This window comes from Sinorhizobium sp. 22678, from assembly GCF_052044265.1.
Classification (GTDB): Bacteria; Pseudomonadota; Alphaproteobacteria; order Rhizobiales; family Rhizobiaceae; genus Sinorhizobium; species Sinorhizobium meliloti_A.
Genome location: NZ_JBQEMS010000010.1, coordinates 174656 through 192507, shown reverse-complemented (window position 1 = coordinate 192507; position 17852 = coordinate 174656). Strand labels below are relative to the sequence as shown.

Here is a 17852-nt window from a genome sequence, read left to right as displayed (position 1 = left end):
GCCCCAGTTGCGCGTCAGTAGACGCGCTGCGCCGTAGTTCGCGTTGCTCGACGGCAATTACACTTTGTTAGGGTTAATAAAGCGTGTGTGCGAGACGCTATCTCAGATGTTGGTGGAGGCGGTCATCGATCGGTAGAAGGAGGGGGTCAATCCCGCCTCCGCCCGGGCAATGTCGTTGAACGGGGGTTTGAGCGGTCCCCGGAAATTCGCCCGCACGAGCGTTTGAAAGGTGGCGGCGGGGTCCTTCTTCTGCCGGGCGCAGAGAAAGCGGAACCATTTCGCTCCGACCGCGACGTGGCCCTTCTCGTCTTCGTAGATGACGTCGAGGACGGCAGCGCTCTCATCGTCGCCGGTCTCCCGCATCTTCGCACGCAGTGCCGGAGTCACATCAAGGCCGCGGGCTTCGAGAATCAGCGGAACGACGGCCAGGCGGGCGGTGAGGTCGTTGCGCGTGTCGTGCGCCGCCTGCCAGAGGCCGTCATGGGCGGGAAGGTCGCCATAATCTGCGCCGAGGTCGTTCAGCCTTTGCCGTACCATGCGAAAATGCTTGGCCTCTTCGAAGGCAACCTGCATCCAACCGTCGAAGAAGGAATTCGGCACCGGCTCGGATGCAAAGCGGGCGATGATGTCGAGGGCCAGATCGACCGCGTTCAGTTCGATGTGGGCGATGGCGTGCAGCAGAGCGATGCGCCCTTTCAGCGAGCCGAGCGAGCGCCGCTTGACCTGGGTCGGTGGCGTCAGAACGGGTCTTTCCGGGCGGCCGGGCCGTTCGGGCACGGCGCGGTCCAAAGGCGAGCGCAGGGACAGCGTTCGCGCCTGCCAGCGCCGCGCCGCCTCCTGCGCAAGTTCGGTCTTGACGGCAAGATCGGCGGCACGGATCGCTTCGACGGCGGCGCCGCGCAGGCTGTGGAATTGCGGAAGTCGCGTCATGGTCTTGCCGTATCTGCTCAAAGCGCCTTTGCGGCGGCCAGAACCTCGTCGGCGTGGCCGGGGACTTTGACCTTTTCCCAGACGCGGCTGATCACGCCCTGCCGATCGATCAGGAAGGTGGTCCGCTCGACGCCCATGTATTTGCGGCCGTACATGCTCTTCTCGACCCAGACGCCGTAGGCGTTTGCCACAGCCTTGTCCTCGTCGGCGCCAAGGGCGACCGTAAGGTCGTGTTTCTTGGTGAAACGATCGTGGCTCTTGGCCGAATCGGGCGATATGCCGACGAGCGCAATCCCCGCTTCCTGGAATTCCTTCTGCCGAGCCGAGAAGGCGATAGCCTCCTCCGTGCAGGCTTTGGTATCGTCCTTCGGGTAGAAGAACAGAACGATCGGCTTTCCGCGCAGCGCAGCGAGCGAGATCGAACCGCCGCCATCACGAGGAAGTTCGAACTCCGGGGCGATATCGCCTTGTCCCAATCCTGCCATGATCAAACCTTTCTTACGTCACGTTTTGTGGGCATTCCGCGGTTAATGCATGTCCCAAAATCGTGCAGCGTCTTCGGGATCGAATGCAGTGCGCTTGAGGCATATCGGAGATCGCCGAAGTCCGTCCAGAAGAGTTGTGATAGATTTGACAGGTGCCGGACGGCTTCGTAGCTACTGTATGATCCTTTAACTCGGATTCGAGTGGAGGTGAAATCGTGCTGGCTCAATGCCACAAGCGATCTTGCGCGAAAGGGGAAATGACTAGTCCTCTCGCTCCCGCGAGAGACGAAGCATGTTGATTTGGTTGGACGAGTATCGATCTAAATGGGGCGAATGAAAGACCCGGCCATCGCTCACGTGGCAGCGGCCCGATGGGAAACACGCAATGGGGCGATCAGGTCGGACGCTCGGGCCGATGACTGAAATCCGCGGCGAAAAAGTCGACTTTCGCAGAGAGGACATCGTCGCGCTGCACGCGTTGCCCTCGGCCCAGGCGCACGACCCGGTCATTGTGCACACGCCCCGCCCGGGCGGGGCGTGGCGCTTCTGCGCACGGCTTTTCCTGTGCTGTTCCCTCCTTGTCTTCATCGCCGTTGCTTCGCTCGTCGCCATCATAGAAAGCGGGGTCGTCGACGGACCGTTGAATGCCCGGGCACGCAACGCGCTCAACGCCGCGCTCGGCCAGGGTTACCGCGCCGATGTCGAAAGCACGGTCATCCGCTTGACAGGCGGCGGCGCAATTGCGCTCAAGGCGCGCGGCGTGACTCTGAAGGAGAGCGGTTCGGGCCGGCACCTCGCCAAGCTCGGTGCGATCTCGATCGCCCTCGATCCCTTCGCGCTGGCGACCGGCCGCATCGACGTCACAAGGCTCGAAGCGGAAGGAGGCGAACTCGACACCGGCCTCTTGCCGCGCGGCGAGCCGATCGATCTCACCGCCATCCGCATCGCAGATGTGGGTAACGCGCTTGAGGAGCTGTTCGCGCAGGGCGACCGGATGTCACGGTTGACCGCGGGGCGGGCGACGCAGACCGTCGTGCTCTCGGATTTCAGCCTGAAAGTCAGCGGCGTCCGGGGGCGCGTTGTTCCCGTCGAGATCAAGACGCTGGAATTCAGCCACGATCCGGACAGTTCGATGCGCGTTGCCGGTACGATCGCAGTCGATGGGACAGAGTCGCTGCTGACGGCAAAGGCTCTCGGCAACAATGGGCGCATTGCTGCCTTCGAGGCCCGCCTCGACGCGCTCTCGCTCTCGCCGTTCCTCTATCACGGGAAATCGGCCAGGGAGGAGGCCTTCGGCATCGAGACCACCGCCGATGTGACGCTCAACGCGTCTCGCGCGACGGACGGCAGGAAGCCTGCACTTACGGCAACCGTCAAGACTTCCAAGGGTTCATTCCACGCCGGCGGTCTCGTCTCGACTCTCAATTCCTCTGACCTGAACCTCTCCTACGATTTCGAGCGGGCCTCCGTCGAAATTCTATCGTCGATGATCAGGATCGGCCGTTCGAGCTTCCCTTTTACCGGCGCCCTGATCGACCTCGACAAGATCGCCGGCGCCGATCGCAAGGGCTTTGCGGTCGATCTTCTGCTCAAGAACGCCAGTTCCGATCCCGAAGACATTCAGGAGCGGCCGCTTGCCTTTGACGCCAAGGCGAGCGGCCGATTCGAGTCCGACGCGCACCGGCTGATCTTCGATCAGCTGGCAATATCGAGCCCGCTCGGTTCCATGGCGGGCTCGCTCTCGGTCGCCTTCGGCAAGACGTCGCCAAGGATCAGTTTCGCCGCACTCAGCGACAGGCTGCATGCCCGGGCGGTGAAGCAGCTGTGGCCATGGTGGCTCGCGAAGGGGGCTCGCCGCTGGGCGATCGGCAATCTCTTCGGCGGGACGGTGAGCGATGCACGCATCGAGGTCTCGATACCAGAGGGGCGCATCGCCAGCAGCGGCGGTGAGTTGAGGCTCGACGAAAAGGAGCTCAACATCAACTTCGCCATCGACGAGACGCGCATCAACATCGCCGGTGAGATCCCGCCGCTGCGCGACACGGCCGGGCACTTCAGCCTGAGCGGCGAGCGCATGTCCGTTGCGGTCCGGAAGGGTGCCGCCTTTTTCCCGTCCGGGCGGTCCGTTGCCTTGAACGGCGGGGATTTCGTTATCGCCGACGTCTATGAGAAGCCGCTGATGGCGGAAATGAAGATCGAGGTCGCCGGACAGGCGGACGCGATAGCGGAGCTCGTTCGCTACAAGCCCATCCAGGCCCTTCAGAAGACGCCTTTCGCGCCGGAGGATTTCGCCGGACCTATGACGGCGCTGGTGGGCGCGCGGTTTGGCCTCATATCCGACCAGATGCCGCCGCCACCGCTGTGGCAGGTGGAAATGCAGCTTGAGGACGTCACGATAAAGCGGCCCATAGCGGGACGATCGATCGCCAATCTCGACGGTAAGATGCGGATCGACAACGAGCGTGCGGTGCTTCAGGCGAATGCCCTCATCGACGGTGCGAAGATGCGTGTCGCGCTCACCGAACCGGTGGACGGCTCGGCGGGTGTGACGAGAACGCGAGAAATCTCGGGGACGCTCGACGATGCCGCGCGGGCGAAAATCGCCCCGGCGCTGTCCGGCATCGTCAAGGGGCCCGTCGGCATCGACGTATCGCTTGCGGAAGACGGCAGTCAGACGGTGAAGGCCGACCTCGGCAAGGCCGTCCTGTCGCTTCCCTGGATCGGCTGGAGCAAGGGGGCGGGCATCGCCGCACAGGCGGCGTTCACAATCCGGCCCGTCGGCAGCATCACGGAAATAAACGACCTCCGGCTCACCGGTGAGGGTTTTGGCGGCACCGGCGAATTGCGCGTCGACGAATCGGGTCTTGCGGCGGCGCGGCTGCGCGGCGTGCGCCTCGCAAGCGGAGACGATTTCGCCGTCACGGTCGGGCGCAGCAATGGAGGCTATTCGGTGGACCTGACCGGCACTGCGGCTGACATCCGGCCGGCGCTCGCCCGCGTGAAGAGCGGATCGGGGTCGAAAGGGTCGGGCAATGTGAAGATCAATGCGCGGCTCGATCGGGTTACCGGCTTTAATGGCGAAGTGCTCTCGAATGTAAACCTGGCCTATTCGAGCCGCGGCCAGCAGATCGACGATGTCGATCTTTCTGCATTGACTGCAAGCGGTCAGGCCGTCGTCGCCAGACTGGTGAAGGCCGGGGCGGACAACACACTGGAACTGACGACAAGCGATGCCGGGGCTTTCGCGCGCTTCATCGATATCTATCGCAATATGCGCGGCGGCCTCCTCAATCTGCGACTGCGTGATCGCGGGGCAAATTCCTGGCGTGGGACCGTGGATATCCGCAAGTTCTCGCTCGTCGGGGAGCAGAGGCTGCAATCGATGGTCTCGACACGGGCGGGGCAGGACGGGCGCAGCCTCAATGAGGCGGTCCGGCGCGATATCGATGTGAGTACGGCTCAGTTCGAGCGTGGTTACGCGCAACTCCTGCTGGATCAGGGCGCGATCCGCGTCGGCAGTGGGGTCGTCCGCGGCGTCGACGTCGGCGCGACGTTCCAGGGTACCGTCCGCGACTCCAACGGCCGCATGGACATGACGGGAACGTTCATGCCGGCCTATGGATTGAACCGGCTCTTCGGTGAGCTGCCGCTGATCGGTGTCCTGCTCGGAAATGGCCGTGACCGCGGTCTGCTCGGCATCACGTTCAAACTCACCGGTCCGTTCAGCCAGCCGAATCTGACGATCAACCCGCTGTCGATCATAGCGCCGGGCGTCTTCCGCAACATTTTCGAGTTTCAATAAAAAGGCCGGCGCTGCGGCCGGCCTCAGGTTCCCATTGCCTTGTCACCCGCTCACACGGGCCGAACGAGCAGGTGCTTCTTCTTGCCGAGCGAGAGCTTGATGACGCCGTCGCCGGTCACGTCGCCGCTTCCGATGATGCGGCGTTCGTCGCTGACCTGATCGTCATTGATCCGGACGGCGCCGCCCTGAACATGGCGGCGCGCCTCGCCGTTCGAAGCGGCCAGACCGGCGCGGACCAGAAGCGTCAGCAGGCCAAGCCCCGATTCGAGTTCGGGAGCCGGGACCTCGACCGAGGGCAGGTTCTCGGCAAGCGCACCTTCCTCGAAGGTCTTGCGCGCCGTCTCGGCGGCCTGCTCCGCCGCCGCCCGCCCATGCAGCATGGCGGTGACCTCGGTTGCCAGAACCTTTTTGACCTCGTTGATCTCGGAACCGCCGAGCTTCGACAGCCGGTCGATTTCAGCCATCGGCAGCGTCGTGTAGAGTTTGAGGAAGCGGGCGACGTCGGCGTCCTCGGTGTTTCGCCAGTACTGCCAGAACTCGTAGGGTCCGAGCATATCCGGATTGAGCCACACGGCACCGCTCAAGGACTTGCCCATTTTCGCGCCGGAGGCCGTGGTCAGCAGCGGCGAGGTGAGGGCGTAGAGCTGCGGCGTTCCCATCCGGTGGCCGAGATCGATGCCATTGACGATGTTGCCCCACTGATCCGAACCGCCCATCTGGAGCCGGCATCCGGTGCGCTCGTAAAGCTCGACGAAGTCGTAGGCCTGCAGGATCATGTAGTTGAATTCAAGGAAGGACAGCGACTGCTCGCGCTCGAGCCGCATCTTGACGCTGTCGAAAGACAGCATGCGGTTCACAGAGAAATGCCGGCCGACGTCGCGCAGAAATTCGAGGTAGTTGATGCCGAGCAGCCAGTCGGCATTGTTGATCATCAGCGCGTCCCTGGGGCCGTCGCCGTATCTCAGGTAGTTCGAAAAGACCGTCTTGATGCTCGCTATGTTGGCGGCAATCGTTTCGGGCGTCATCAGTTGCCGCGCCTCGTCCTTGAAGGACGGGTCGCCGACCATGCCCGTGCCGCCGCCCATCAGCGAAATAGGACGGTGTCCGGTCGCCTGCAGCCAGTGCAGCATCATGATCTGAATGAGCCCGCCGGCGTGCAGGCTCGCAGCCGTGGGGTCGAAGCCGATATAGGCGGTCACGGTTTCCGTCCGGAACAGCTGGTCGAGGCCGGCATCATCCGATGTCTGATGGATGAAACCGCGTTCGCTGAGAGTATGAAGGAAATCGGACTTGAACTCGGACATAACCTGTCTCTTTCGGCTGGGTAGAACGTGTGCGCCGGGCCTTTATCACTGTTTCTTCGAAAGTGCACGTTTTTGCTTGGCGGGTGTTTTGCTATGAACGCAGACGCGGGTAGGAAGCGGCGCGCGTTCGGCGGAGGATAATGCATGGGCAAGGTATTGGCGGCGATCGGCCTGATGAGCGGCACGAGCATGGACGGCATAGATATCGCAGTCGTGCGAACGGACGGTGACACCATCGTCGATCGCGGCCCGTCCGCCGGATATGCCTATGATCCGCAGTTCCGGGAACGCCTGAAACAGGGCCTCGAAGATGCCCGGTCGATTGTCAAACGAGAAGAGCGGCCGGGTACTCTCGCAGACCTTGAGCGCGACCTGACGTTGCGGCACGCACTGGCCGTCCGGATGTTTCTGCATGAAAACAATATTTTACCCGATAATGTTGATGTAATAGGTTTTCACGGTCAAACCGTCCTGCATCGCCCTGACCAAGCCTTGACGGTACAGCTTGGCGATGGCGATCTGCTGGCGCGGGAGACCGGGCTCGACGTGGTCTATGACATGCGGGCCAATGACATGGCCAATGGAGGCCAGGGCGCGCCACTCATTCCCGCCTATCACGCCGCCCTGGCGCGCGGTCTCTCCGAGATCGGGGCGTTCGCCACTCCCGTCGTCTTCGTCAATATCGGCGGCATTTCCAATCTCACCTACATAGGCGCAGGCGAAGAAATCGTCGCTTATGACAGCGGACCCGGCAATACGCTGATCGATCAGTGGGTAGAGGCTCACGCCGGCATTCCCTACGATCAGGGCGGCATGATCGCGAGCGAGGGCGGCGTCCTGCCGGAACTCGCCGACCGTTATCTTTCTCACCCGTTCTTCAGTGCTGAGAAACGCCGCTCGCTCGACCGTAACGACTTCGCGCCTCCGGCGGCAAGCGATGCCAGCCTCGAGGATGGCGCGCGTACCCTCGCTCATGTGACGGCTGCCGGCATCGTCCGGTCCGCACGCCATCTTCCGGCAAGTCCGGCAACCTACGTTGTCTGCGGCGGCGGCCGCCTGAATTCCGTAATCATGAGAGACCTTCGCGCGCTTGCGGAAGCGGAGGGCGCGCGCGTGCTTGCCGCGGAAGCGGCGGGTCTCAACGGGGATTCGATGGAAGCGGAGGCCTGGGCCTACCTCGCCGTGAGATCGCGGTACGGATTGCCTTTGACCTATCCGGGGACGACCGGCGTCAGCCGCCCGGTAAGCGGAGGTCGGCAGGCCGCAAAACCCGCACAAGCCGAGTCGGCTTAATGATTTCTTCGCGCGCCTTCGCTAACCTACGCCACGACAGCGGAGAGCCGTGGGCTCGTTGACCGCGGAAGGACTTTCGGAACTTCGATGGGTGGTGCACTTTCACTTCTGGCGGTGAATTTCGTCATTGCCCAGATATTCGCGGCGGCTTTTCTCGTCATCGCCGCGAAACGACGTCCGGGGCGGCCGGCAGCCTGGTGCGCCGCTGGATTTGCCATAGCCTCTCTGGCTGCGATTTGTGAAGCCGTTCTGCCGTTTACGCCTGTACCCAAGCTCTTCGCCGTCGGGGCTTTCGCAAGTGTCCTTGCCGGCTTTTGTCTCCTGCGTTTCGGCCTCGGGCTCTTTTATGGCGTACCGTCAAAGCCGTGGGCCCTTGCGGCTTTCTTCGCCGCTTCGGTAATCCTCGATCTGTTTATCTACGATCTTCCGCGCGGAACGTTGCGGCACGCCTTCTTCTACCAGGCGCCGTTCTTCCTCATCCAGGCCTGGACCGCAGCCGCGGTTATCCGTTCCCGGCGCCGCTCCTACGCGGACTGGATCCTAATTGGCTTCCTCGCGATGAATGCGCTCCATTTCCTCGTCAAGATCTATGCGGCCGTCGCCGCGGGGGCGGGCGCCACGGCTTCGGACTATCTTCAGAGCCCCTTCGCCTTGATTTCGCAGGCGTTCGGCGCCGCGCTGATCGTCGGGACCGGCGTCGCGATGTTGGGCGTCATGGTCAAGGACATCGTCGACAAGGCACGCGCCAGCTCCGAGACCGACGCCCTTTCGGGTCTCCTGAACCGGCGCGGCTTCATCGAGCGCGTCGCCCCTTTGCTGCCGACCCGCAACGCCGAGGGTCCGGGCGCGCTGATCCTTACGGATCTCGACCGGTTCAAGGGCGTCAACGACACCTATGGCCACCACACGGGCGACGAGGTAATCCGCCAGTTCGCGCGTGTGCTTCTCGAACTCATGCCCAGCCGTGCTGCGGCGGCACGCCTGGGGGGCGAGGAGTTTGCGGTATTTCTTCCCGGCGTGGGCCTGAGCGATGCGCGTGTCGTTGCTCAGGGAATGCGTGCCGCCACCGCCTCAACGCCTATCCCCGGGCTCCCGGAGACGGCGACGATCACCGCAAGCTTCGGTGTGGCGGCGATCGAACCGGGAGAGCCGCTGGAAACGGCGCTACAGAGGGCGGATAAGGCGCTGTACGCCGCCAAAGCCGCGGGGCGCAACCGTGTCGAATCCGCAGAGCCGTCCGCGCGTGTCGTGACCCCCGCTGTGTCCCAGTGGATCAGGCATTAGACCGCCACTGCTTACGACTAAGGCCTGTTGAGATTCGGGCCGCCCGCCGCCGCTTGTTTGATTTCCCCATTCCTGTGCTTGTCACAGGAATTCAGCCAGACCAAGTCCTTGGGCTGAAAGAACGCTTCCCGCGCCGCAGACGCGGCGCTGCTGGATCCCTGTGACGAGCACAGGGATGAGGGTAGAGAGGGTGCGGCCCCTTGGCGTGTTTCCCTCAACCGTGAAAATAGCGAGGCGACACGGCAGGTCCCGGTCACGCCCGTGTATAACGTCCCGCTTCGCTTCGAGGCGAGCATGTAGACGTAACCTTTCATTGCGTGACAGGTTGACGATTCCCCCGCGTATTCTCAAGCGAAAGTTGTAGGAGCCGCACATCCCCGTTCCCTCATTCCTGTGCTTGTCACAGGAATCCAGCCAGCCCAAGTCTTTGGGCTGAAAGAACGCTCCCCGCGCCGCAGACGCGGCGCTGCTCTCATCCCTGTGACGAGCACAGGGGATGAGGCAAAAGGAGAGATTGCAGTCCTCCGATACGCCTCCTACAGCGCCGCGCGTCTTATGAGAAGCGCACGCTCGGTACTCAGGGAATTCAAGCGCATTGCCATGCGTGCCGACAAAGCCGACCCGAGCTTCAACGCCATTATCCATCTCGCAGCCTAAACTCAAAATGAATCTCAGCAGGCACTAGAGGCACGGCAAGCGACAGCCCGGGAAACGTGCAGGATTCCCGGGCTGCCTCATGGAATGGTGCGGTTCAGCGGATGCGTTTTGCCGCGGGCTCGGGTACCAGTTCGCCGTTGAGCCGGCGGTCGAGATAGTCTTCGCATTCGGCCATGAGGGTCTCGACGTGGCCGTTGAAGAAGTGGTTGGCGCCCGGTACCGTCTTATGCGTGATCAGGATGCCCTTCTGCGTCTTGAGCTTCTCGACGAGCCCATTGACGTCCTTTTCCGGCGCGACCTTGTCGGAATCGCCGTTGATGATCAGACCGGAAGAGGGGCAGGGCGCCAGGAAGGAGAAATCGTAGATGTTCGGCTGCGGTGCCACCGCCATGAAGCCCTCGATTTCCGGACGCCGCATCAGCAGCTGCATGCCGATCCAGGCGCCGAACGAGTAGCCGGCGACCCAGCAGCTCTTGGAATCGGGGTGCAGGCTCTGTACCCAGTCGAGCGCGGACGCGGCATCGGAAAGCTCACCGGCACCATGGTCGAATTCGCCCTGGCTGCGGCCGATGCCCCGAAAATTGAAGCGCAAGGTGGTGAAGCCGCGCTTCTGGAACATGTAGAAGAGCTGGTACACGATCTGATTGTTCATCGTGCCGCCGAACTGCGGGTGCGGATGCAGGATGATCGCAATCGGTGCGCTCTTCTGCTTCGAAGGCTGATAGCGGCCCTCAAGGCGACCGGCCGGTCCGTTGAAAATGATTTCGGGCATTGGCTCTCCGGGAGTGCTTTGGTTCAATTCCGTCGTTCTTGGTGCCGATCTGTCTTGACTAAACCAGTCAGCTTTTCTAGAACCTACTTTAGAACCGTTCAAAACTTTGGTGCGGACCTCCGCATAAGCTTCGTCTCTTAAGGCAAGCGGCGCGGAAAATTCAAGGAAAATGCAACGGGCCGTTCGAAGCGGTCGCAGCAGGCCTAGCGAAGGAATCGATGTCGGGATCGCGCATCTACATGGACTGGAACGCCACGGCGCCGCTTCTGCCGGAAGCGCGCGAGGCGCTCCTGTACGCGCTCGATCAGCTCGGCAATCCCTCTTCGGTCCACGGCGAAGGGCGTGCGGTGCGCGCCCTTGTCGAGAGCGCCCGACGCGATGTTGCCAATCTGTGCGGCGCGCAACCCGCAGCGGTCGTCTTTACCAGCGGCGCGACGGAAGCGGCGAACATGGTGCTGACGCCGCAGTTGCGCATGGGGCGCACGCCGCTCAAGGCAGGCAAGCTCTATGTTTCGGCGATCGAGCATCCGGCCGTGCGCGAGGGCGGGCGTTTCGCGCGCGAGGATGTTTGCGAGATACCGGTGACAAATGCCGGGATCGTCGACTGCGCAGCGCTCGACGATCTGCTTCAGGCCCATGACCGTGAGACCGGTCTGCCGATGGTGGCCGTCATGCTTGCCAATAACGAAACGGGCATCATTCAGCCGGCCGCCGAGGTTGCGGCGATCGTGCGCGCGCATGGCGGTATCCTGGTCGTCGATGCGGTCCAGGCGGCCGGCCGGCTGCCGCTTTCGATCTCATCGCTCGGCGCGGACTTTCTGATCCTGTCGTCGCACAAGATCGGCGGCCCAAAGGGGGCGGGCGCACTCGTCGCCCGCGGCGAGATCATGATGCCTTCTCCACTGATTCGCGGCGGCGGACAGGAGAGGGGCCATCGTTCGGGGACCGAGAATGCAGCCGCGCTTGCGGGCTTTGCGGCTGCAGCACGCGCCGCGGCTGGGAATATCGACGGGCGCATGGCCGCCATAGCCGCGCTGCGCGACGGCCTCGAGGCGGAAATGCAGTCCTGCGCCCCCGATGTGGTGATCCACGGGCGCGACGAGCCCCGCCTGGCAAATACCTGCTTCTTCACGCTTCCGGGGCTGAAAGCCGAGACCGGGCAAATCGCTTTCGATCTCGAGGGCGTCGCCTTGTCGGCGGGCTCGGCCTGCTCGTCCGGAAAGGTCGGGCAAAGTCACGTCCTGACCGCCATGGGCTACGATCCCCGCCAGGGTGCGCTCAGGATTTCGATCGGCGAGGCGACGACGCAAGCGGAAATCGAGCGCTGCGCGGCAGCATTCGCGAAAGTGGCGGCGCGGCGCCGCTCGGCCGGACAGGCGGCGTGAAGCGGAGAGCATTGAATGAAATTGCGGAAAAGCAATTTTCCGCTTGGCAAATGGGGTGAAAAGCGCCTTTTAGCCATTACATAAGCGGTGCGCGAATACTTGCATCGTATTGACAAGCTGCCGGACCTTGGATCCGGCGAGATTGGAGAACGACATGCCTGCCGTGCAGGAAACCATTGATCAGGTCCGCCAGATCGACGTGGACCAGTATAAATACGGCTTCGAGACGACGATCGAGATGGACCTTGCTCCGAAGGGGCTGTCCGAGGACATCATCCGCCTGATCTCGTCCAAGAAGAACGAACCGGAATGGATGCTCGAATGGCGCCTCGAGGCTTATCGCCGCTGGCAGACCATGGAGGAGCCGACCTGGGCGCGCGTCCGCTATCCGAAGATCGACTTCAACGACATCCATTATTACGCGGCGCCGAAGGGCACGACCGGGCCGAAGTCGCTCGACGAGGTAGACCCGGAACTCCTCAAGGTCTACGAGAAGCTCGGCATTCCGCTGAAGGAACAGGAGATTCTCGCCGGGGTCGAGAAGTCGAAGATCGCCGTCGATGCGGTGTTCGATTCGGTCTCCGTCGTCACCACCTTCAAGGAAGAGCTGAAGAAGGCCGGCGTCATCTTCATGTCGATCTCCGAGGCGATGCGGGAGCATCCGGACCTCGTGCGGAAGTATCTCGGTACGGTGGTGCCGCAGTCGGATAATTTCTATGCGACGCTGAACTCCGCGGTCTTCACCGATGGCTCCTTCGTCTATGTGCCGAAGGGCGTTCGGTGCCCGATGGAGCTTTCGACCTATTTCCGCATCAACGAGAAGAATACGGGCCAGTTCGAGCGTACGCTCATCATCGCCGACGAAGGCGCCTATGTCTCCTATCTCGAAGGCTGCACGGCGCCGCAACGCGACGAGAATCAGCTTCATGCGGCAGTGGTCGAACTGATTGCGCTCGACGATGCCGAAATCAAGTACTCGACGGTGCAGAACTGGTATCCGGGCGACAAGCAGGGCAAGGGCGGCATCTATAATTTTGTGACCAAGCGTGGCGATTGCCGCGGCAAGAACTCGAAGATCTCCTGGACCCAGGTCGAGACCGGGTCGGCGATCACCTGGAAATATCCGTCCTGCATCCTGCGCGGCGACGGTTCGCGTGGCGAGTTCTACTCGATCGCAGTTTCCAATGGTCACCAGCAGATCGACTCGGGCACGAAGATGATCCACCTCGGCAAGAACACGTCGAGCCGCATCATCTCCAAGGGCATTGCAGCCGGCGTTTCGGAAAACACCTATCGCGGTCAGGTCTCGGCGCACCGCAAGGCCGAGAACGCCCGCAACTTCACCCAGTGCGATTCGCTTCTGATCGGCGATCGGTGCGGTGCGCACACGGTGCCTTATATCGAGGCGAAGAATTCGACTGCGCAGTTCGAGCACGAGGCGACGACGTCCAAGATTTCCGAGAACCAGCTTTTCTACTGCCTGCAGCGCGGCATTCCGGAAGAGGCGGCGATCGCTCTGATCGTCAACGGCTTCGTCAAGGAAGTTATCCAGGAATTGCCGATGGAATTCGCCGTCGAGGCGCAGAAGCTGATCGGCATCTCGCTCGAAGGCTCCGTGGGCTAAGGCCCGTCCGAATACCGAACCGGCGCACGGAATTTGTGCGCGATAGAAGATTTCGTTTCCCAAGAGGACGAACACACATGCTTGAAATCAAGAACCTGCACGCACGCATCGCCGAGGACGGCACAGAGATCATCCGCGGCCTGAACCTGACCGTGAAGGCCGGCGAAGTCGCGGCCATCATGGGGCCGAACGGTTCCGGCAAGTCGACGCTCTCCTACATCCTCTCGGGGCGCGAAGATTATGAAGTGACCGAAGGCGACATTCTTTATAACGGCGAAAGCATCCTGGAGCTCGACGCTTCGGAGCGAGCCGCCAAGGGTATCTTCCTCGCCTTCCAGTATCCGGTCGAGATCCCGGGTGTCGCTACCATGCAGTTCCTGAAGGTGGCGATGAACGAACAGCGCAAATACCGCGGCGAAGAGGAACTGACGACGCCGGAATTCATGCGCCGCGTCAAGGAAGCTGCCGCCGAGCTGAAGATCGCGCCCGAAATGCTGCGCCGTCCGCTCAATGTCGGCTTCTCGGGCGGCGAGAAGAAGCGCGCGGAAATCCTGCAGATGGCTCTGCTCGAGCCGAAGCTCTGCGTTCTCGACGAGACCGACTCCGGCCTCGACATCGATGCGCTGAAGATCGTTGCCGATGGCGTCAACGCACTGCGCTCGCCTGATCGCGCTGTCGTCGTCATTACGCACTACCAGCGCCTGCTCAACTACATCGTTCCGGACACCGTCCATGTGCTCTACAAGGGCCAGGTCATCAAGTCCGGCGACAAGACGCTGGCGCACGAACTCGAGGCCAACGGCTACGCGGATATCATCGAGGCGGCAGCCTGACGCCTGTCGAAGGAGTGTTCGAATGAATATGCAACAGGCCATTAAGATGACGGCGGCCGAAACGGCGCTCGTCGATGCCTATACGGCGCAGATCGGTGATCTGCCGGGCGACGGGGCTGTGCTGTCGCTTCGCGACACGCTGGTTCACGAGTTGAAGACGGCAGGTCTGCCGACGCGCCGCGTCGAAGCCTGGCACTATACCGACCTGCGTACGCTGCTGCGGGCGGTGCCGGCGGCCGATCCGGCCGCCTTTGCCGAGCGCGTCGAGCCGGTCGTCCCGGGCTCGTCTGTTCTGTCCGTGCGCAACGGCCAGGCGGATATCAAGAGCGTTCCCGAAGAGCTGACCACTCGCTCCTATACCGAGAGCCTGCTCGATGGCTCGGCGGTAGCCGGGCTCTCCGTGCTCGGCTCGGATGATGCGATCGGCCGGATCAATGGCGGCCTCGTGCGCGGCGGACTGGAAATCACCGTCGCCGCCGGCGCGCAGATCGAAGCTCCGATCGAAATCCAGGTGGTTCAGAGTCATGGTCAGGCGCATACGCGCTTTCCGGTCTCCTTCGGCGCTGGCGCGAAAGCGACCGTAATCGAACGCCATCTTTCGACGAATGCGGAGCCGAGCTTCGTTTCCTCGGTAAGCGACGTGACGCTCGCAGACGGCGCCGACGTGATCTGGATCATCCTGCAGCAGCAGGGTCCGGCGGACACGCATCTCGGCCAGATACGCTTCGATCTCGGCAAGGACGCGAAGCTGCACCTCTTCGTCATCAACGCCGGCGGCAAGCTGGTCCGTCAGGAACTGCATGGCCGTGCGAGCGGCGAGGGCTCCGACCTGACGCTGCGCGGCATCAACCTGCTCGGCGGGGACAGCCACACGGATCTGACGTTCACGCTGAGCCACAACGTGCCGCACACGACGTCGAGCGAGATCATCCGCAACGTCGTCTTCGATCGGGCGAAGGGCGTGTTTCAGGGCAAGATCCTGGTCGCACAGGACGCGCAGAAGACCGACGCCAAAATGTCGTGCAACACGCTGCTCTTGTCCGACGACGCGGATTTCTCTGCGAAGCCGGAACTCGAAATCTTTGCAGATGACGTGCAGTGCGGCCACGGTGCAACGGTCATCGATATTGATCACACGCAGCTCTTTTACCTTCTCGCTCGCGGCATTCCGGAAAACAAGGCGCGCGCCATGCTCGTCAATGCTTTCGTCGCCGAGATCGTCGAGGAACTGGAAGACGACGAGGCACTGGTCGAGGCGCTGGAAGGCATAGTCGCGGCCTGGCTCGAAAAGCACGCCTGATTGGATAGAGACATGGAACATCCTGCGCCGCCGGTAGCGGCATACGACGTCGAAGCGGTCAGGAAGGATTTCCCGATCCTTTCACGGACGGTCTATGGCAAGCCGCTCGTCTATCTGGACAACGGCGCGTCGGCGCAGAAGCCGCAACTCGTTATCGACGCCGTTGCCCATGCCTATTCCAACGAATACGCCAACGTCCATCGCGGCCTGCATTTCCTGTCGAATGCCGCGACGGAAGCCTACGAACAGGCGCGCGAAAAGGTTCGCCGTTTCCTGAATGCGCCCTCGGTCGACAACATCATCTTCACCAAGTCGTCGACGGAGGCGATCAACACGGTCGCCTACGGTTATGGAATGCCGCAGCTCGGCGAGGGGGATGAGATCGTCATCTCGATCATGGAGCATCACTCCAATATCGTTCCCTGGCACTTTATTCGCGAGCGACAGGGCGCGAAGCTCGTCTGGGCGCCGATCGACGACGACGGCGCGTTCCACATCGAAGACTTCGTCAAATGCCTGACGGAGCGGACCAAGCTCATCGCCATCACGCACATGTCGAACGCGCTGGGCACCGTGGTTCCGGTCAAGGAGATCTGCCGCATTGCCCGCGAGCGCGGCATTCCGGTGCTTGTCGACGGCAGCCAGGGTGCGGTGCATATGCCCGTCGACGTCCAGGACATCGATTGCGACTGGTATGTGATGACCGGTCACAAGCTCTACGGTCCTTCCGGCATCGGCGTGCTCTATGGCAAGACCGAACGGTTGAAGGAAATGCGCCCCTTCATGGGCGGCGGCGAGATGATCGAGGAGGTGACCGAGGACCGCGTCACCTACAACGATCCGCCGCATCGCTTCGAGGCCGGTACGCCGCCGATCGTCCAGGCGATCGGGCTCGGCTATGCGCTCGATTACATGGAGAAGGTCGGCCGCGAGGCGATCAGGGCTCATGAGGCGAGCCTGACGGCCTATGCCCGCGAGCGCCTGTCCTCGATCAATTCGCTGAGGGTTTTCGGCGACGCACCCGGCAAGGGGAGTATCTTTTCCTTCGAGATCGCCGGCATCCATGCCCATGACGTGTCGATGGTCATCGATCGTGCCGGCATTGCCGTGCGCGCCGGAACGCATTGTGCGCAGCCGCTCTTGAAACGGTTCGGCGTCACCTCCACATGCCGGGCGTCCTTCGGTCTTTACAACACCCCGGCCGAGGTCGATGCGCTGGCGGACGCCCTGGAACACGCACGCAAGTTTTTCGCTTAGGGAGACGGACATGGGTCTCGAGCAAACACAAGAAAAAGTCGACGTCCGCGAAGGCATCGTTCATTCGGCCATTCCGCCGGAGGAACTGGCGCGCCTCAGCGATGACATCATCGCGGCGCTCAAAACCGTCTATGACCCGGAAATACCGGCGGACATCTTCGAACTCGGCCTCATCTACAAGATCGACATCGAAGACGACCGTATGGTGAAGATCGACATGACGCTGACCGCGCCAGGCTGCCCCGTTGCCGGTGAGATGCCGGGCTGGGTCGAAAATGCCGTAGGCGCCGTCGAGGGCGTTTCGGGCGTCGAAGTGTCGATGACCTTCGATCCGCCGTGGACGCCTGACCGCATGTCGGAAGAGGCGCAGGTTGCGCTCGGTTGGTATTGAGCACCTGCCGATATTGATCCGTCGGCACGCGGGCATTACATTCAGTCTGGAAGCGCCGGGCCTTTAACCCGGCGATACGAAGGAGATGGAGCCTATGGGCTTTGCCGTTATGAGCCTGACCGATGCCGCCGCCAGCCGGGTTCGGTCGATCGTGGAAAATGCCGGAGGCGAGGCCAAAGGCATCCGCGTCAGCATCAAGAAGGGCGGTTGCGCCGGCATGGAATATGCCGTCGATCTCGTGAGCGAACCCAATTCGAAGGACGACCTGGTCGAGCACCAGGGGGCGAAGGTCTGGGTGGCCCCAGAGGCCGTGCTTTACCTTCTGGGCACGCAGATGGATTTCGAGACCACCACGCTGCGCTCGGGCTTCACCTTCAACAATCCTAATCAAACTTCTGCCTGCGGCTGCGGCGAGTCGGTGGAGCTGAAGCCGGCCGATCTCGCGGCACTTGCCGAGCGCGGCGACGCGGTGGTCCGCGCCAGCTGATTCCGTGGGCGTATCCGCCCCTCATCCAGCCTGCCGGCCCTTCTCCCC

At 62.4% G+C, this 17852-nt stretch carries 14 protein-coding genes; 10 read left to right on the top strand and 4 right to left on the bottom strand.

Annotated elements, in window-relative coordinates:
• Nucleotides 1-102: 102 nt before the first annotated feature.
• Both ACTJKL_RS17085 and ACTJKL_RS17080 read right to left on the bottom strand, forming a co-directional pair.
• On the bottom strand, nucleotides 103-930 hold the full coding sequence (locus ACTJKL_RS17085) for a ferritin-like domain-containing protein (protein ID WP_026168604.1): 828 nt from the start codon (nucleotides 928-930) through the stop codon (nucleotides 103-105).
• 17 nt (nucleotides 931-947) lie between these two features.
• Nucleotides 948-1415, bottom strand: a complete 468-nt coding sequence (locus ACTJKL_RS17080) for a peroxiredoxin (RefSeq protein WP_379941209.1) — start codon at nucleotides 1413-1415, stop codon at nucleotides 948-950.
• A 385-nt stretch (nucleotides 1416-1800) separates the two neighbouring features.
• Between ACTJKL_RS17080 and ACTJKL_RS17075 the strand changes: the two genes are divergently transcribed.
• Nucleotides 1801-5217, top strand: a complete 3417-nt coding sequence (locus tag ACTJKL_RS17075) for a YhdP family protein (RefSeq protein WP_440853381.1) — start codon at nucleotides 1801-1803, stop codon at nucleotides 5215-5217.
• Between the two features lie 50 nt (nucleotides 5218-5267).
• On the opposite strand, the gene tyrS is transcribed toward ACTJKL_RS17075, so the two are convergent.
• The gene (tyrS, locus tag ACTJKL_RS17070) at nucleotides 5268-6521 is read right to left on the bottom strand and encodes a tyrosine--tRNA ligase (RefSeq protein WP_275597870.1); all 1254 of its coding nucleotides are present in this window, start codon (nucleotides 6519-6521) and stop codon (nucleotides 5268-5270) included.
• A 144-nt stretch (nucleotides 6522-6665) separates the two neighbouring features.
• Here tyrS and ACTJKL_RS17065 point away from each other — a divergent pair, with 144 nt between their 5' ends.
• Both ACTJKL_RS17065 and ACTJKL_RS17060 read left to right on the top strand, forming a co-directional pair.
• A complete protein-coding gene (locus ACTJKL_RS17065; RefSeq protein WP_440853380.1) occupies nucleotides 6666-7814 on the top strand; it encodes an anhydro-N-acetylmuramic acid kinase in 1149 nt (382 codons plus the stop codon).
• A gap of 87 nt (nucleotides 7815-7901) precedes the next feature.
• The gene (locus tag ACTJKL_RS17060) at nucleotides 7902-9098 is read left to right on the top strand and encodes a GGDEF domain-containing protein (RefSeq protein ID WP_127709999.1); all 1197 of its coding nucleotides are present in this window, start codon (nucleotides 7902-7904) and stop codon (nucleotides 9096-9098) included.
• 751 nt (nucleotides 9099-9849) lie between these two features.
• Here the strand turns inward: ACTJKL_RS17060 and ACTJKL_RS17055 are convergent.
• On the bottom strand, nucleotides 9850-10527 hold the full coding sequence (locus ACTJKL_RS17055) for an alpha/beta hydrolase (protein ID WP_440853379.1): 678 nt from the start codon (nucleotides 10525-10527) through the stop codon (nucleotides 9850-9852).
• 218 nt (nucleotides 10528-10745) lie between these two features.
• On the opposite strand from ACTJKL_RS17055, the gene ACTJKL_RS17050 reads away from it, so the two are divergent.
• The 7 genes from ACTJKL_RS17050 (at nucleotide 10746) to sufA (ending at nucleotide 17804) form a co-directional block, all read left to right on the top strand.
• Entirely contained in the window at nucleotides 10746-11912 is a 1167-nt protein-coding gene (locus ACTJKL_RS17050) for a cysteine desulfurase family protein (protein WP_440853378.1), read from the top strand.
• A gap of 154 nt (nucleotides 11913-12066) precedes the next feature.
• Nucleotides 12067-13536, top strand: a complete 1470-nt coding sequence (sufB, locus tag ACTJKL_RS17045; RefSeq protein ID WP_440853377.1) for a Fe-S cluster assembly protein SufB — start codon at nucleotides 12067-12069, stop codon at nucleotides 13534-13536.
• Nucleotides 13537-13613: 77 nt separating this feature from the next.
• The gene (sufC, locus tag ACTJKL_RS17040; protein ID WP_003531483.1) at nucleotides 13614-14369 is read left to right on the top strand and encodes a Fe-S cluster assembly ATPase SufC; all 756 of its coding nucleotides are present in this window, start codon (nucleotides 13614-13616) and stop codon (nucleotides 14367-14369) included.
• A 22-nt stretch (nucleotides 14370-14391) separates the two neighbouring features.
• The gene (gene sufD / locus ACTJKL_RS17035; RefSeq protein ID WP_100673174.1) at nucleotides 14392-15669 is read left to right on the top strand and encodes a Fe-S cluster assembly protein SufD; all 1278 of its coding nucleotides are present in this window, start codon (nucleotides 14392-14394) and stop codon (nucleotides 15667-15669) included.
• A gap of 12 nt (nucleotides 15670-15681) precedes the next feature.
• Nucleotides 15682-16926, top strand: coding sequence for a cysteine desulfurase (locus ACTJKL_RS17030; protein ID WP_338282945.1), 1245 nt, complete (start codon nucleotides 15682-15684; stop codon nucleotides 16924-16926).
• A 10-nt stretch (nucleotides 16927-16936) separates the two neighbouring features.
• On the top strand, nucleotides 16937-17317 hold the full coding sequence (locus ACTJKL_RS17025) for an SUF system Fe-S cluster assembly protein (RefSeq protein WP_018095041.1): 381 nt from the start codon (nucleotides 16937-16939) through the stop codon (nucleotides 17315-17317).
• Nucleotides 17318-17411: 94 nt separating this feature from the next.
• Nucleotides 17412-17804: a Fe-S cluster assembly scaffold SufA gene (gene sufA, locus ACTJKL_RS17020; RefSeq protein ID WP_018095040.1), complete on the top strand. Its 393-nt coding sequence runs from the start codon at nucleotides 17412-17414 to the stop codon at nucleotides 17802-17804.
• The last annotated feature ends 48 nt before the right edge of the window (nucleotides 17805-17852 follow it).

Coding starts and splice junctions, on each gene's coding strand:
- sufA (WP_018095040.1), top strand. CDS start 17,412: ATGGGCTTTGCCGTTATGAGCCTGACCGATGCCGCCGCCAGCCGGGTT.
- ACTJKL_RS17065 (WP_440853380.1), top strand. CDS start 6,666: ATGGGCAAGGTATTGGCGGCGATCGGCCTGATGAGCGGCACGAGCATG.
- ACTJKL_RS17085 (WP_026168604.1), bottom strand. CDS start 930: ATGACGCGACTTCCGCAATTCCACAGCCTGCGCGGCGCCGCCGTCGAA.
- sufC (WP_003531483.1), top strand. CDS start 13,614: ATGCTTGAAATCAAGAACCTGCACGCACGCATCGCCGAGGACGGCACA.
- ACTJKL_RS17025 (WP_018095041.1), top strand. CDS start 16,937: ATGGGTCTCGAGCAAACACAAGAAAAAGTCGACGTCCGCGAAGGCATC.
- ACTJKL_RS17055 (WP_440853379.1), bottom strand. CDS start 10,527: ATGCCCGAAATCATTTTCAACGGACCGGCCGGTCGCCTTGAGGGCCGC.
- ACTJKL_RS17030 (WP_338282945.1), top strand. CDS start 15,682: ATGGAACATCCTGCGCCGCCGGTAGCGGCATACGACGTCGAAGCGGTC.
- tyrS (WP_275597870.1), bottom strand. CDS start 6,521: ATGTCCGAGTTCAAGTCCGATTTCCTTCATACTCTCAGCGAACGCGGT.
- sufD (WP_100673174.1), top strand. CDS start 14,392: ATGAATATGCAACAGGCCATTAAGATGACGGCGGCCGAAACGGCGCTC.
- ACTJKL_RS17075 (WP_440853381.1), top strand. CDS start 1,801: ATGGGGCGATCAGGTCGGACGCTCGGGCCGATGACTGAAATCCGCGGC.
- sufB (WP_440853377.1), top strand. CDS start 12,067: ATGCCTGCCGTGCAGGAAACCATTGATCAGGTCCGCCAGATCGACGTG.
- ACTJKL_RS17050 (WP_440853378.1), top strand. CDS start 10,746: ATGTCGGGATCGCGCATCTACATGGACTGGAACGCCACGGCGCCGCTT.
- ACTJKL_RS17060 (WP_127709999.1), top strand. CDS start 7,902: ATGGGTGGTGCACTTTCACTTCTGGCGGTGAATTTCGTCATTGCCCAG.
- ACTJKL_RS17080 (WP_379941209.1), bottom strand. CDS start 1,415: ATGGCAGGATTGGGACAAGGCGATATCGCCCCGGAGTTCGAACTTCCT.